Consider the following 15616-nt stretch of genomic DNA (forward strand, 5'->3'; position numbering starts at 1 on the left):
TTTATTTGATGATGGTTATAGAACCTTTTTTAGTTTTATTGGTTGACGTGGTAATCACGTAGTAATAAACGGGATTTACACTATTAAAATTAATGTCGTTTTCTGGCCAGTTATTTTGATAATCGGTTGACTTAAGCAATACTTTTCCATAGGAATCCATGATGATAACTTCTGTATTTGTACCACTTACATAAGCATTTGGTATAATCCATGTATCATTAATGCCATCGCCATTCGGACTGATAACATTTGGAATATCGGCTACATCTGGGAATGGATCTATAGGTTCTACTATTTCAAATAGTAATTCACTTGAAACAATACAACCAGTAGTTTGATTGATAACTACTTTATAATTTCCAAATTCAGAAGCATCATAGGTATTTCCTGTAGCTCCTGATATTATCGCATTATTTAAATACCATTGAAATTCTGGATTACTTGCAGTCGTAGTAACTTCTGCATATAAGGTATCACCAAGTTCCATGGTGTTTATTTCATCTACATTAATAGTACTCGTAAAGCCTTCGCTATCTAAATCTATGGAAGCAGTTGTTGTACAACTTCCTAAATCAATACTTACCGAAAACGTTCCAGATAATGTGGTTTCATACATTTGGTTGGTTGCTCCAGAAATTTCTTCACCATTTAAAAACCATTGGTAACTATTTCCTTCTGTGGTTGTTAAAGTTGTTGGTCCTCCACTTGGGCAAAATGGATTTCCTAGACTAGAAACTATGGCTGTAGTGGATCCAGAGGTAGATTCAGAAACGGTTACGCGATTAGAATAGGAGTCTGAAGTACAGGTACCATAATCAGTTTCAACAAAATATGTGCCTGGTGTATTGACGGTTAAAGTCTCACCATCAGCTACAAAAACAGACGTGGAAGGACCAGTTGCTCTGTACCATTTATACGTCAGTGATGGGTAATTTAAAGGAGAATCGTTTAATCCTGTTCCCGGATTATCAATACTTAATATATAACTTCCACCAGCACAAAAAGATGCGACTGGAATTAAATTATTAATAGAAAAAGGTGTGTCTTGAATTTTATAATACGCAGCAAAGCTTGAAGAACCTGAACTGGTAGCTGCTGGAGCTGTACTTTTAATCCGTATTCTATATGATTCTCCTGCTGTATTGTTAGGTAAACCAAAACTTAAGGTTGCTGGAGATGTCGTAATTGCTCCGGCAGCAGAAGTTGCCACAACCGATGGACTAGCAAAACTACCAGTGGCATCCGACAATTCTATTGAAAATTGGTTTGTAGGACTTACATTTGCAATTGGCGAAAAACTGAAAGTTGCATTAAACGTATTAAATGTGTCATTCGCACAAGCTTGGGTAAAACCAATATTTGGAACACCAATAGCTATTTGTGCTTTAACGTTCTGACTTAACATGAGAACAAAAAAACACATTACAAAAAAGGATTTTTTTACAAAAGTAGTTTTATTCATACGCTATTAAATTGGTCGTTTTTATACAAACACGCGCTTATTACTAAACTAGTGCTAATACAAACTAAAGGGATTTACAATTTGGGATTAATTAAAATGAAATTTCTAAAGTAAATTTAGAGCATACATTTGGGCTGTTTAAAGGTTAGGATTTTTAGTCATCGTTTGATGCTATAATTTTATTAATACGCAATCTAAAATCTGGTTTTCGAGAATTTTTCAAATCAATAAAAGTTTCAGCATCTATACCTTTTGAATACACATTAAAGAAACTACTATTTCCATACCAACTCTCTAGATCTTCGTTATTAGCGTTATATTCTGTAAAAATATTACCATTGCAGTTATTGAAATACATTTCTGTAAATTTCACATTATTCAGAGTTTCGTTATTAATTTTAATTTGGTTTTCAAATAAAACGGCTGGATTAAACCCTGAAATAACACTCTTACTCATATCTAATTTTGCATATTCCGCAACAAAAATAGCTTCCCTAACCAGACCTAACTTAATTTCAGATTCCAAATTATCACTAGCATTAATGAATGTTAAGTTGGTAGCCAAAACTGACGTTTGTTTTTTTGAAAAGTCAATCTCTTCTTTGTCATTATTATAAGAAGCCACATGCAAACATCTGGAACCGTCTGAACTTGACACATAGGAAGACCGAACGGCTAACGTGTTATATAAGTTACATTGAGCTCCATAATTGAAGTTGAAATCAATTTTGCTGGATTTAAATGAAACAGCCTTACTTAAGTTAACTTGGCCTCCAAAAACATCAATAGAATTTCCGGCTGAAAAACTAACCATAATATTTTCTAAAATGGTTTCACTCCCAACGCCTGCTAATAATAATGCATTGAAGTTTTCGCCATCTTGCAATTTCTTGCCGGCATACTCAATACGCACATATCGCAGAATGCCAGAATTGCTTTGAACATTTTCTCCCCCATAACTAATGTGGTCATAAGAAGCCACTTTAAAATTATGATTTACTGAAGAACCATTTCCAAATTTATTTATTGGTGCATCTCCTAAAATTATTAATCCTCCCCAATCACCTGCTTTTTTGACACTTCTATTAGAGGTAAAAACAATTGGATCTGTAACTAGTCCATCTGCAATTATTGTAGCTCCTTTTGTAATGATTAAAGAACCATGAGTTTTAAAATCTCCAATAATAACAGTTCCAGGCTCTATTAATAATGTAGCATTATTGGTTACAAATACATTTCCTAATAACAAATAGGTATTTTTCTTATCTAATTTGGTGTCTGTAGAAATAGTTCCTGTTAAAATTTCGGTTGCTTGGGCATATTCATTTAATTCTGGTTTAAATTCCGTCCAAGAATTTAACCAATTATCAGTGCCAATAATACCCTTCTCTTGTTGAGAGTATGTACTGGAAAACACTAATAGAAAAATGCATAAGAGTTGGGGCAAATTTTTCATAGTTAAAATAGTTAATTATTAATCATAGATAATTTTTATTTTTATAAATCAAACATATGGATTAATTCCACTAAATACAAATAATAACGACAAAGTGCGCAAAATATCAATATTCGTATTCCTTTTCCTACAAATCATGTTAAAATTATAATTCCAAATAGTAATTAGTTGGAGTTTTCCTAAAAAAAGTAAGATTTAAAAAAAGTGAACTACTACATTATCTGTTGATAAATTTGTAAAAGAAATTAGATATCATAAATGGAATATGTCATGAAAATTTAAACATGCCTGTTTCATTTTACGTTAAGATAAACCAACTTAAAGCGCTAAAACCTATCTTAAACAGATAATAGAATTATTTAAAACCTATTGTTTTCGCTATAAATATGTAATGCTTTTAATGTTTCCTCATAAAACAAAATAGCAGCAATTAGATTCGTTCTATCAGAATAGGGTAATATTTTATTCTGAAAATCCATAGTGCTTAAAAAGTATTCTTTTGTAGCATCAATTTGAGTATCCAAAGCACTTCTATTATCCTTGGTGTCAGGAATTCCAAATGTAGACATCGTCACTCCTGGTTTCGTTGCAAAAGCAATATAAGGTAGAATTTTTATAATAATTTCAATACGCTCATTATATAGTCCTAATAAAACGCCTTTCTGCATTTGCTCAAGTTCTTTTCTGTCATGGTATTTAGAAATACCAACATTTTGACTGATAATACTTTTAGGTGCATCTTTATTTTGAGCAGTACCAACGCCTACCATTAATAAAAATGTTAGACAAAATAGAGTAATTTTAGATTTCATATTGTAGATTTTGGGATTCATATTGACAAATTTATGTAATTAAACGAAAAAAACAAGCGTTTTGTCGATTATTTCATGTTTTTATATTAATATTTTGTTAAGAAAATAAAAAAGTGTCTGTAACATTCAGAAAATAAATTAATTATGAAACTATAGTTATTGATTATTTTCAAGAGTTAATCTATATATTTCAACTTTTAAAATACCAAGTTTCTCTCAAGCTTTGCTTTTACATTTTCCATTTAAAAATTAATACATCTTTAGAACTAATATTTTCTGATTTTATATTTTTCGGCACAATAAATGTTACTACCTTCGTTATACTAAAAACTAAAAATTATATGTTTAAATATATTTTCATTTTAAGCCTTTTTGTTTCTACCTGGGGATTTTCGCAAAATACAGCGGTTTCAATGAATGAAACCTTGAAATTTACAGCAGCTTATAATATGTCTGGTATTATGACCGATTTAGCTGAAGTTACAATGGAAACAAGTCCTGTTAAAACATCCAAAGCTACTTTATTACGTTTAAAATGTACGGCTACAACCTATAGTAAATGGGATAATTTTTTTAAAATTCGGGATTTGTACGAAAGTTACGTAAGTCCGACTACGCTTACTCCCTACTTGCATAAACGGGATATTAATGAAGGTGGTTATTATAAGTTTATGCAGTATAAGTTTAAAAACAAAACAAATTCTGTTGAAAGCGTTAAGAAAAAACGTCGTGGTGACGGTACTATTTGGGAAGAGAAAAAAAATCTGAACATAAGTGGATCAACAAATGACATTGTAACCACGCTTTATAAAATGCGAAATCTAAATTTAGAGCAAGCAACTAAAGGTAAAAGCTTTCCACTAACCGTACTTTTTGATAATACCGAATATAAAATTTCTGTAGTTTATTTAGGAACTGAAACTATAAACACTGCAATTGGTAAAAAATCTTGTTATAAGTTAGGGATTTCAGTTAACAATAGCTCGGTTTTAAAAGGTTCCAATGATAATTTATTATGGTTAACTGCCGATGCTAATAAAGTACCTGTTTATGCCAAATTTAAAATAGCAGTTGGTAATGGTGAATTAAAAATCAAATCAGCTTCAGGCTTAAAAAACTAAATATATCATGAGAAAACTATTTATAATTTTAAGTTTAATATCAGCCGTTATAGCTGTTATACTAGCCGTTTTACCACTTTCTAATTTAGCGTTTATTCCTGCTATTTTGGCTTTAATATTTGGATTGGTTGGCTTTTACCTTTCCAACAAGCAAGAAAAGCCTAAACACACAATAAAATTAGCGTTTTTACTAACTATAATTGCGTTGACACTATCCACTTACAAAGCAATTTTTATTGTTTCAGAAGTTGGAGATACAGAGCAATTGGAGCAAACAGAACAAAGATCTGAAGAAGAGGCCATTGAAGAATTAGAAGATTTGGATTTTGAAGATATTGACGTAGATTTAGAGGATATAGATGTCGATGATATAGACATTGATATGTAAAGTTTATATTTTCCTACAAATTTGAAAGATAATACTTCGGTATTATCTTTTTTTTTGCTTTATTTATAGGCTAAATTGCTATTAATGAAAGGACTTGTTATTGTTTCGGCACTTACATTAGTTGGTTCTTGTGCCACAACGCGTTATTCAACAAAAATTGAAAATTTAAAAAACAATATTCAATTAACGGATAGTGCAACGGTTATGCACTATGCCAATACTATAACGGCTTCCGAATTAAAAACGCAGCTTTACGCCTATGCTTCAGATGAGTTTGAGGGACGAAAAACGGGTGAGCCTGGTCAAAAAAAAGCTGCTGAATTCTTAAAATCATACTATCAATCGCAAGATATCCTTTCACCCATTGCGGATTCTGTTTACTTTCAAAATATTTCAAAGGACTTCTTACCCAAAGAAATTCAATCTACTGAAAACGTTCTTGCTTATATAAAAGGTTCCGAAAATCCGGAAGAAGTAGTTATCATATCGGCACATTTAGATCATTTAGGTATCGAAAATAATGAGGTATTTAATGGTGCTGATGATAATGGCTCTGGAACATCCGCATTAATGGAAATGGCTCAAGCCTTTAAACTAGCTGCAAATGATGGGTTTTTGCCCAAACGAAGTGTTTTGTTTTTGCACTTAACAGGAGAAGAGTTAGGACTTTACGGATCTAGATATTATATAGAAAATCCTATTTTTGATGTAAATAAAACTATGGTCGATTTAAATATTGACATGATTGGTCGCATTGATAAAAAACATGAAGGAAATCCTAACTATTTATACCTTATTGGAGCAGATAGAATAAGCAAGGAACTTCATTTTATTTCTGAAAAAATAAATAATGCCTACTTCAATTTAGATTTAGATTATACCTATAATGATGAAGATGATCATAATCGCTATTATTTTAGATCAGATCATTATAAGTTCGCATTAAAAAATATTCCAGTTATTTTTTATTTTAATGGTGAACATGATGATTACCACAAAGCAACCGACACACCAGATAAAATTGAATATGATTTATTGGCTAAACGTGCTAAATTAATCTTTTCAACAGCGTGGTATTTAGCAAATAAAGATGGTGCTTTAATTCATAATAAGGATATTTAACAACTTGTTAAAGTTTGTTAAATTAAAATGATCTTATTAATGACATCTGCCGTTTTTTCGTAATATAGCGTATTACACTAAAGTTTAAATTAACTATTAACATCACTTATCAATAATTATGAAAAAATCAGTCTTTATATTAAGTGCTTCACTTTTAGCATTTAGTTGCGGATCTACTCAAGAAAAGCAAACAGCATCAAAAGCTCCAGAACCAGCAAATCCTGTTGAAATCGCAAATCCTGTTGAATATGCAAACACCATTACCTCTGCCGAATTGAAGGATATGCTATATACCTACGCTTCTGATGAGTTTGAAGGAAGAAATACAGGTGATAAAGGTCAGAAGATGGCTGTTGAGTATTTAAAACAACAGTACATAACAATGGATGTTCCTGCCGCTAAAAAAGATGGTAATTACTTTCAAGAGGTTCCTTTAGAAGTTATGGAAGCTCCCAAAGTTAATTTGACCGTCAATGGTAAATCGTATAAAATGGTTGATGATTTTGTTTCAGCTTCGACTTCAAATAATGGTTCTGTTTCCACAAGCGATATTATTTTTGCTGATTACGGTATTGATGATGAAAAATACGACAGTTATGCTAATTTAAATGTAAAAGGAAAAGTAGTCCTTATTAAATCAGGTGAACCTAAATCGGCTGATGGTAATTATGTTATTAGTGGTACAGATGAAAGTTCAAAATGGTCTAATTTCAGACAAGAATATACTGCTAAGCGTGATGCTGCAAAGGATCGTGGTGCTGCTGCTGTTCTTTTTTACTATCCTGAAATATACGCTATGGCTGCACAACGTTTTGGTGGTTCAAGTGGTAGAATGTCTTTAAAAGGTGATGCAGATACGATGTTTTACTTCTTAATTAATACCGATTTAGCAAAAGCAATTATGCCAACTATTGAAACGGCTAATAAAGCTGAAACTCTGTCAGTTCCTATGAACGTGGAGTATGTAAATGCTAGTAATGAATTTACGTCGGAAAATGTTGCCGCATTTATTAAAGGTTCTGAAAAGCCAGATGAAATAATTGTTATTTCTGCGCATTTAGATCACGAAGGTATTAAAGATGGTAAAATTTACAATGGAGCTGATGATGATGGTTCTGGTACAGTAGCTGTTGTTGAGATTGCAGAAGCATTTAAAACTGCTGTAAAAAATGGACACAGACCAAAACGTTCTATTTTATTATTACACGTTACAGGTGAAGAAAAAGGTCTTCTAGGATCAAAATACTATACAGATACAGAACCTATTTTCCCTCTTGCAAATACGGTTGCCAATTTAAATATAGATATGATTGGACGTACAGATCCAAAACGCACAGAAGGAACGGACAACTACATCTATTTAATTGGTAGTGACAAATTAAGTACAGAGTTGCATGATATTTCAGAAGAAGCGAACAAAACGTATATGAATATGGAGTTGGACTACACGTTTAATGACGTGAATGATCCAAACCGTTTTTACTATCGTTCAGACCATTATAACTTTGCAAAGAATAATATTCCTGTAATTTTTTACTTTAATGGTACACATGATGATTATCACCAACCAAGTGATACACCAGATAAAATCCGTTATGATTTATTAGAAAGCAGAACGCGATTAGTGTTTTACACAGCTTGGGAATTAGCCAACCGTGAAAACAGAATTGTTGTTGATAAAGTAGAAGAATAAAAAACCTACACATATAAAATGTAAAAAGCCTTTGAAATTTATTTTCAAAGGCTTTTTACTGATTATTAACTTTTTCATTTTAAGAGTTGTATGAACAAATCCCGACTGCCTCGTTAGCAACTTTTTTTATACAAAAAAAGCCTTTCAGAAATCTGAAAGGCTTTAAAATTTTGGGTGGAAGACGGGATTCGAACCCGCGACCCTTGGTACCACAAACCAATGCTCTAACCAACTGAGCTACAACCACCATTTTAATAGGTCTGCAAAGATAATTTAATTCCTATTTCCTGCAAAGTATTTTTGAAAAATTATTTTAAATCAAATAAACTATCTACTGTTGGAAAGCGCTCCACTGTAAAACCTTCAGCATAATTCACACCGACTATTCGTCCTAAATCTCGAGCCCTATAGTCCACACTATCAGTAAAGTTCCTACTTGAAATAGGTGTTTCAGGTTCTGTGCTATTCGCATCAAAAAACTGGGTTTTATAGGCATAAACAGCTGCTAATTTTTTTTCCATATAATCAGAAATATCTACAACAAAATCGGGTTCTAAATATTTCCATTGAATATAATGGTAAACGTGCTTTGGTCGCCAAGGTTTTTGTAATCCATTAGAATATTTTAAATTCGTTTCAATTTTAACTAATCCACTTAAAAAACAAGCATCACTAACTACATCACTCCCTTTCCCATGATCAATGTGTCTATCGGTTACAGCATTGCACAACACGATTTCCGGTTGGTATTTCCGAATCATTTTTATAATCTCTAATTGATGCGTTTTATCATTTATAAAAAACCCATCGGCAAAACCCAAATTCTCACGAACCGAAACACCTAAAATCCTTGCCGCTTCAGTTGATTCTGCATCACGAGTTTCTGCAGTACCTCGTGTACCTAATTCGCCACGTGTTAAATCAATAATACCCACTTTTTTTCCTTTGGCTATTTCTTTTGCAATGGTTCCGCCACAACCTAATTCTACATCATCAGGATGTGCGCCAAATGCCAAAATATCTAATTTCATCTTACTATAATTTTGTTTTTTTAATAGCTTGCTCAATATCCGCTATTAAATCTTTTTTAGATTCAATACCAACTGAAAAACGAATCAATTGATCGCTAATTCCTATGGCATCACGTTCTTCTTGCGATAACAGTGCGTGAGATGTTAAATAGGGTGATAAAACTGTACTCTCCACTCCTGCTAAACTCATGGACGATTTTATAAGTTCTAATTGTTTTTGAAATTTTAAGGCATCCAGACCGTCCTGCAGTTCAAAAGACATCATAGCTCCAAAACCATGCATTTGTGATTTTGCTAATTCGTATTGAGGATGAGACTTTAATCCAGGATAATAAACCGCTTTAACATCTGGGTGCTTTTCTAAATATTTTGCCAATTTATAAGCATTCTTAGTTTGTGCTTTAACACGTAAAGCCAACGTTTTCATACTGCGTTCCAACATCCAAACCGTGTAATCGCTCAAATTTCCCCCAAAATTTTTAGCAACATGCCAAATTTGACCAATCAATTCTTCTGAAGCCGCTAATGCGCCTGCTAAAATATCACTATGACCACCTAAATATTTGGTAGCAGAATGCATGATTATATCAATTCCAAAATCTATTGGGTTTTGGTTAATGGGACTTGCAAAGGTGTTGTCAATAGTTGTTAGAATGCCATTTGACCTTCCTAATTTCGCAATACCTTTAATATCGGTAATGGTTAATAATGGATTGGATGGTGTTTCTATATGTATCAATTTAGTATTTGGTTTAATTGCAGCCTCAAAATCAGAAACGCTAAAACCATCTGTAAAGGTGAATTCAATACCATATTTAGGAAACTCCTCACGTATAAAGTGGCTTGCTCCTCCATACAAGGTATTTTGTACAACCAAGTGGTCACCAGATCGCAAAAAGGTTAGAAACATAGCACTTAAAGCTGCCATTCCAGAACCAAAAATGAGCGCAGCTTCGGTATGCTCTAAAGCTGCTATTTTTTTTGCTAAATGTTCTTGATTCGGTGTATTAAAATATCTTGGGTAGCGCTTTATATCTACAGCATCAAATTCGTAAGAAGTTGACACATAAATAGGTGAAACAGCCCCTTTAAACTGTTTATCTTCAATCTCTCCAACATGTGTACAAATGGTATTAATTCCGAATTTTGAATGCTTCATACATCTTATTTTTTTGAAAAACTAAATTACAAATAATCTCCATCTATTCAAGGCAAATTAAACCTACATTTTGGATTTTCTTTGAACATATTCACTAATAAAAATTAATAAATTAAAATATAATATTGATTATCCGGTTTTTAACATATTTTTAAAAAATAATTGTAAAATTTTAATTACCTTTACGATTATGACTGCAACAGAATTACAAGAAAGTACCACGTTTTTAAAAGAATCTTTAACCTATTTAGAAAATTTAGGTTATGACAACATCAAAGCTGATATGGAAGGCTATGAATCGCCAAAATCATATCATAAAAAAGGTTCTGATGTTACTATTACGCCGAATATCGTAGCTGAAAAGGCTGGTAGAAAGCACTATTTTGAAATTAGCTTAAAATCTGATGAGCAAATTCTACTTAAATCAAAATGGCGTTTTTTAGATGTTTTAACACGAATGAAAGATCATCGTTTTAGAATTATTACACGTCGTGGCCATTACAAATTTACACAAGACATGTTGGACGATTTAAATATGGATAAGGATCTTATTAAACTTTAAGTCTTACCTCCTATTTAGATTTCATTATTTTATTTTGTTCTTCCATTAAATCTGTCAATTTAGTGAGAAGCTCAATATCTTTTGGCGTAGAAACAGTTTTGTCTTCTGGATCTTGAGATTTGTTACGCAATTTATTTAGGAATTTTACTACTATAAATATCGTGATTCCAACAATTAAAAAATCTAAAAAAGCTTCACCAAAAGCACCATAGCCAATAGCAACTTCGTCTATTTTTATTCCGCCTGAACTATCTAAAACTTCCTGACGGAGAATAATGCGTTTATCAGCTAAATTAACACCTTCTACTAATAATGATAAAGGAGGCAAAAGCACTTCTTTAACAAGTACATCTACTAGCTTATTGAAAGCAGCTCCAATAATGATACCGATGGCCATGTCCATCATGTTGCCTTTTACCGCAAACTCCTTGAATTCCTTTAAGAACTTCATTATTTTAGAATTTTATTTCTTATAAAATTTTGCGTATTTTCTATAGGCGAAAAACCCTAAAACAGCAACGATACCAAAGGCAATTGCGATAAATTTCACACTCACAATTTGATCACCACTTGCATAAGAGTGCAAACCTGCCAAATAGAAATTCACACCAAAATACGTCATCATAATACTTGAGAAAGCGATTATAGACGCTAAATTAAATCCGAAGCGGCTACGCAGACCTGGCACTAATCGCATGTGAATTACAAAGGCATACACCATAATACTAATTAATGCCCAAGTTTCTTTTGGATCCCAACCCCAATAACGTCCCCAACTTTCATTAGCCCACATACCACCTAAAAAGTTACCAATAGTTAGCATGACCAAACCAACAGTTAAAGCCATTTCATTAATAATAGTCAACTCTTTGATGTTGACTAGCATTTTATCTTTGTTTTCTTTCGTTGTGAAAATCATGAGTAATAATACAACCACACCTAAAATAGCGCCAAGTGTAAACGGACCATAACTGGCTACAATTACAGCCACGTGAATCATTAGCCAATAGCTATCTAAAACGGGTTGTAAATTAGCAATAGCTGGATCCATCCAGTTCCAATGTGCAATCATTAAAATCATGGACGTTACAAAGGCAGTTGCTGCAATGGTTAAATCGCTACGTTTTCCAAAAGCCAATCCGAAAAACATGGTTGCCCATGCTACATATATCATGGATTCATAGGCATCACTCCAAGGTGCGTGACCTGAAATATACCATCGCACTGCCAAACCAGCCGTATGTAATATAAATAACAGTAATACAATAACTTTAAAAACGTTTACAGACGTATTAATGGCTTTAATATTCTCATTGAAAATTTGAATAATTAAAACAATAAACATTAAAGCAGCAGCATACATATAAAACCTGTAGAGATTCTTAAAAATATCGTAATGATTATATAAGATTTCTGTTTTTACTTTTTGATCCGATAACATTATATCACTACCATATTTTTTTTGAGTTTTAGTAAACGATTCTAAAATCTCATTAACTTTCGTGTAATCACCTGATTTTTTAGCCATATTTAACGTCATTAAATAGGCACTAAATCCATTATTTATAAAGTTTCCGTAAAGTGAGTCTTGGATTTGTTCACGGTATCCATCTCGTCTAAATTCAACCGATGAAATCCATTTATTATTCTCATCATCAGGAATTGGAAAGATGCGTAATGCATAACCATCAATGGTATTATATAATAAATTAACACGTTGATCGGTTTCTTTAAATTCCTTTTGATGGCCATTTGGAATTTGTGCTTTGTAGGCGTCTTCTAAATATGGTGCTAATTTATAGTTCCCATCTGGAGTGAAAAAATCAACTAACGCGATGTATTCCTGATCTTTTGGAACGCCAATTAAACTTCTTATAGAATCCCCTTTTCTTGCTTTCAAAAAAATAATGGGCACATTATACCAAAGTAATGGGCTTTCTTGAATGGATAAGAACACTTGGTTCGCATCAAAATTTTCATACGTATCGTGTTTGCTTAACTTCCGAAGCATTTCTGAAGCAAACGTATTAACAGGCATCATACGACCACCAATATCTTGAATTACTAAATGACCAAATTTATCAGCGTGGTCTTTAGGTGTTATATTTGCTGCTAAAACAGAATCTATTTGCGCTTTTGTCGGTCTGCCATTGTCATGACCATGACCATCATTTGGTGAATGACCTTGAGCAAAACCGCTCACAGTAAAAGCCAAAACTAAAATACTGGCAACTTTAGTTTTTAATCTATTTTTCTTCTTATTCTTGATGGCTGTTAGTTTGCGTTCTAAATCGCCAAAACGCGTATTTTTATCAAATAAAATAGCCATTAATCCTAAATATAATAACATATAACCAATGTAAGTCACCCATGTACCAAGCATGTCATGATTAACTGATAATTTTGTTCCCAATTCATCGGGATCAAATCCTGCTTGAAAAAAGCGATAGCCACGATGATCTAAAATGTTATTCATAAAAATGCGATAATCAAAATCACCTTGCTCTTTATCAATAATCGTTACATCACTGGCAAAAGCGGAATAGCTTTTATCTGTTCCTGGGTATTTATCAGCAATAAAATCGTTTAACTTCACACTAAAAGGAAGTTCTAAAACTTTAGAACCATATTTAACCGCTATATCTAAGCCGCCTATTTTTACTTGCTCAAAAGGTTTACTAAAACCTTGACCACCTAATAATTTAACACGCTTCGTTTCATCTCCTGAAGTTACTTTTAGAACAACGCCATTTTCGTCACCACGTAGTAACTGCGATTTTTTAACAATATCAAAATCACCTTTTACAACAGGCTTTGGGAATACCAATTGCATATTACCTATAACATATCGCGATCGTAAAATAAGTGGCTGAATACTATCTTTTACCAATTTTCCAGTTTGCCCTGTTGCCATGGTCATATATTCACCTTCAAAAGGCGACTCAATAGATAAATGACCATCTTTATATGTAATATTTACAGCGCCTTTCTCGGGTTTATTTAAAGTGAAAATTACGTTATGCAAACTTTCAACTTCACCTACTTTCAAAAAATGATTATGTGGTGCGCCACTTCCAGCTTCAACTATTTTTAAATACCCTTCCCCAGTTTCATTTGAGACGACATCTAGTTCAGCACCTCCAATATATTTTTCTAATTCAAATGAAACGTCTTGTCCATTATAATCTGTATTGTAAGAGAAATCATTATCTAAACGAGGTGAAAAATCAACCTCTTCTTCAATAATTTTCCGTTGTGCCATACCATCCACCATATAATCGCCATCAATATAAGCTGTGATGTATGTTTTTTGTGTTAGGAATGAGTTTTCAGTTTCGCCTTCACGAATGGCCATCATACCTTCAAAACCAATATATCTGGTAATTCCAGCACCTAATATGATTAATATAAAAGATAAATGCAAGGTGAGTGTTGCCCACTGCTCTTTGCGCCACAAGCGATATTTCTTGATGTTTCCCAAAAAGTTAATAACAAAAACCAACATGATGCCTTCAAACCACCAGGTGTTATAAATCAGATTTCGGGTGTAAGGCGTTGGCGATGTATCTTGTCCGGCATCCATAAAAGTACCAATTGCCATAGCAGCGGCAAATGCAATAAATAATATAGATGTTAATCGGGTTGAAAATAGGACTTTTGCGAGTTTATTTAGCATAACTTGAGACTCAAAAATTGAATTGTGCAAATTTAAGGTTTTGTTTTATAAATAATACCAAATAAATCAAGACTTTTACCGATGAAGTTTTAAATGTTAATGCAACAAATTAAAATTATTGTTTAAGATTTTAATGGTCTAGCCTGAAAGATGTTTAAGTACATAAAACTTCCCATTTTACGGGCTCGACGTTTGGCATTATCGGCAACTTCACCTTCAAAATTTTCATCAATTGTTTGAAACCATAAGTTTAACCAAGCACCAAAATGATGCTCTGTTATGGTATGATTGTTTTCTTTATCAACCTGAACATGGACTTCCAGTGGGTTTCCATAATATTTCTTCTCCAATTTTTTGGTCATAAATAAGCTAGTTTCCCAGAAGGTGGTCAAACGTTCAATGTGAGCATCCCAATCGGTTATAACACGATTAAAAAATGGTCCTAAAAAATCGTCAACACGTACTTTGTCGTAAAATGAAGTGACTAAAAGTAAAACATCGTCTCGGGTTTCTATATTTTTTTTATCCATATGTTTACAAAGATATGAATGTTGTTTTTATTTCATGCAAGACTTCGCTATTTTAGCCCTATGATTTCAGTCAGTATTTTAGGCGCAGGAAATGTTGCCACTCATTTGTATAAAGCATTTTGCCAGTCTCAATCTATTTCAGTTGTACAATGGTATAATCGGGATATTAGAAAATTAGCTATGTTTCAGAGTGATGTGGAAACGATAGATGATTTAACACAATTAAAACCTGCCGATATTTACATAATAGCCATTAGCGATGATGCCATTTCCAGTCTTTCAGAACAACTCCCATTTGAAAATAGATTTGTGGTTCATACGTCGGGAAGTGTGAGTTTATATGATATAGACAAAAAAAACCGTCGTGGCGTATTTTATCCCTTACAAACATTCTCTAAAAATGTTCCGGTTGCTATGGAAAGCGTTCCTATTTGCATTGAAACGATTGGGAAAAAAGATGCACCACTGCTAAAACAATTAGGCGAAAATATGGGTTGTAAAACCTACAAAATAAATAGTGAACAACGTCGTGCATTACATTTAGCAGCTGTTTTTGTGAATAATTTCACCAATCAATTTTTTAAATCTGGACTAACACCTTCTT

Annotated in this window: 14 protein-coding genes and 1 tRNA gene; 6 read left to right on the forward strand and 9 right to left on the reverse strand. The window is 32.7% G+C overall.

Translation table 11 applies throughout. The annotated features are described in order from the left end of the window. Position 1 precedes the first annotated feature (1 nt). The 3 genes from GK51_RS01555 to GK51_RS01565 all read right to left on the reverse strand — a co-directional run bounded on the left by GK51_RS01555 (position 2) and on the right by GK51_RS01565 (position 3730). Positions 2 to 1423 carry a T9SS type B sorting domain-containing protein gene (locus GK51_RS01555; RefSeq protein WP_231575829.1) on the reverse strand — a complete coding sequence of 474 codons (1422 nt, stop codon included), beginning with the start codon at positions 1421 to 1423 and terminating at the stop codon, positions 2 to 4. A gap of 193 nt (positions 1424 to 1616) precedes the next feature. Then, positions 1617 to 2918 (reverse strand): hypothetical protein, encoded by a 1302-nt coding sequence (locus GK51_RS01560; RefSeq protein ID WP_048331285.1) that lies wholly within the window; start codon positions 2916 to 2918, stop codon positions 1617 to 1619. Positions 2919 to 3277: 359 nt separating this feature from the next. Further along, the gene (locus GK51_RS01565; RefSeq protein ID WP_048331309.1) at positions 3278 to 3730 is read right to left on the reverse strand and encodes a hypothetical protein; all 453 of its coding nucleotides are present in this window, start codon (positions 3728 to 3730) and stop codon (positions 3278 to 3280) included. Positions 3731 to 4071: 341 nt separating this feature from the next. On the opposite strand from GK51_RS01565, the gene GK51_RS01570 reads away from it, so the two are divergent. The 4 genes from GK51_RS01570 to GK51_RS01585 all read left to right on the forward strand — a co-directional run bounded on the left by GK51_RS01570 (position 4072) and on the right by GK51_RS01585 (position 8054). Beyond that, complete coding sequence (locus GK51_RS01570) at positions 4072 to 4851, forward strand: DUF3108 domain-containing protein (protein ID WP_048331287.1); 780 nt, start codon at positions 4072 to 4074, stop codon at positions 4849 to 4851. A gap of 7 nt (positions 4852 to 4858) precedes the next feature. Next, positions 4859 to 5239 (forward strand): hypothetical protein, encoded by a 381-nt coding sequence (locus GK51_RS01575; RefSeq protein WP_048331289.1) that lies wholly within the window; start codon positions 4859 to 4861, stop codon positions 5237 to 5239. Between the two features lie 84 nt (positions 5240 to 5323). Continuing rightward, complete coding sequence (locus GK51_RS01580; RefSeq protein WP_048331291.1) at positions 5324 to 6361, forward strand: M28 family peptidase; 1038 nt, start codon at positions 5324 to 5326, stop codon at positions 6359 to 6361. Positions 6362 to 6479: 118 nt separating this feature from the next. Further along, positions 6480 to 8054, forward strand: a complete 1575-nt coding sequence (locus GK51_RS01585; RefSeq protein ID WP_048331293.1) for a M28 family peptidase — start codon at positions 6480 to 6482, stop codon at positions 8052 to 8054. Between the two features lie 172 nt (positions 8055 to 8226). Here the strand turns inward: GK51_RS01585 and GK51_RS01590 are convergent. The 3 genes from GK51_RS01590 to GK51_RS01600 form a co-directional block, all read right to left on the reverse strand. Further along, positions 8227 to 8302, reverse strand: a tRNA-His gene (locus GK51_RS01590). Between the two features lie 60 nt (positions 8303 to 8362). Then, positions 8363 to 9085, reverse strand: coding sequence for a bacillithiol biosynthesis deacetylase BshB1 (bshB1, locus tag GK51_RS01595; RefSeq protein WP_048331294.1), 723 nt, complete (start codon positions 9083 to 9085; stop codon positions 8363 to 8365). Positions 9086 to 9089: 4 nt separating this feature from the next. Beyond that, positions 9090 to 10244, reverse strand: coding sequence for a trans-sulfuration enzyme family protein (locus GK51_RS01600; RefSeq protein WP_048331296.1), 1155 nt, complete (start codon positions 10242 to 10244; stop codon positions 9090 to 9092). Between the two features lie 190 nt (positions 10245 to 10434). On the opposite strand from GK51_RS01600, the gene GK51_RS01605 reads away from it, so the two are divergent. Next, positions 10435 to 10806: a hypothetical protein gene (locus GK51_RS01605; RefSeq protein WP_048331298.1), complete on the forward strand. Its 372-nt coding sequence runs from the start codon at positions 10435 to 10437 to the stop codon at positions 10804 to 10806. A 10-nt stretch (positions 10807 to 10816) separates the two neighbouring features. Here the strand turns inward: GK51_RS01605 and mscL are convergent, their stop codons facing one another. The 3 genes from mscL to GK51_RS01620 all read right to left on the reverse strand — a co-directional run bounded on the left by mscL (position 10817) and on the right by GK51_RS01620 (position 15012). After that, the gene (gene mscL, locus GK51_RS01610) at positions 10817 to 11257 is read right to left on the reverse strand and encodes a large conductance mechanosensitive channel protein MscL (protein WP_048331299.1); all 441 of its coding nucleotides are present in this window, start codon (positions 11255 to 11257) and stop codon (positions 10817 to 10819) included. Positions 11258 to 11269: 12 nt separating this feature from the next. Then, a complete protein-coding gene (gene ccsA / locus GK51_RS01615) occupies positions 11270 to 14482 on the reverse strand; it encodes a cytochrome c biogenesis protein (protein ID WP_048331300.1) in 3213 nt (1070 codons plus the stop codon). A gap of 122 nt (positions 14483 to 14604) precedes the next feature. Beyond that, positions 14605 to 15012: a group III truncated hemoglobin gene (locus GK51_RS01620; protein ID WP_048331301.1), complete on the reverse strand. Its 408-nt coding sequence runs from the start codon at positions 15010 to 15012 to the stop codon at positions 14605 to 14607. A gap of 18 nt (positions 15013 to 15030) precedes the next feature. Here GK51_RS01620 and GK51_RS01625 point away from each other — a divergent pair. Next, the coding region (locus tag GK51_RS01625; protein ID WP_231575830.1) for a Rossmann-like and DUF2520 domain-containing protein at positions 15031 to 15616 on the forward strand (586 nt) is incomplete at its 3' end.

Source organism: Bizionia psychrotolerans (assembly GCF_001039595.1).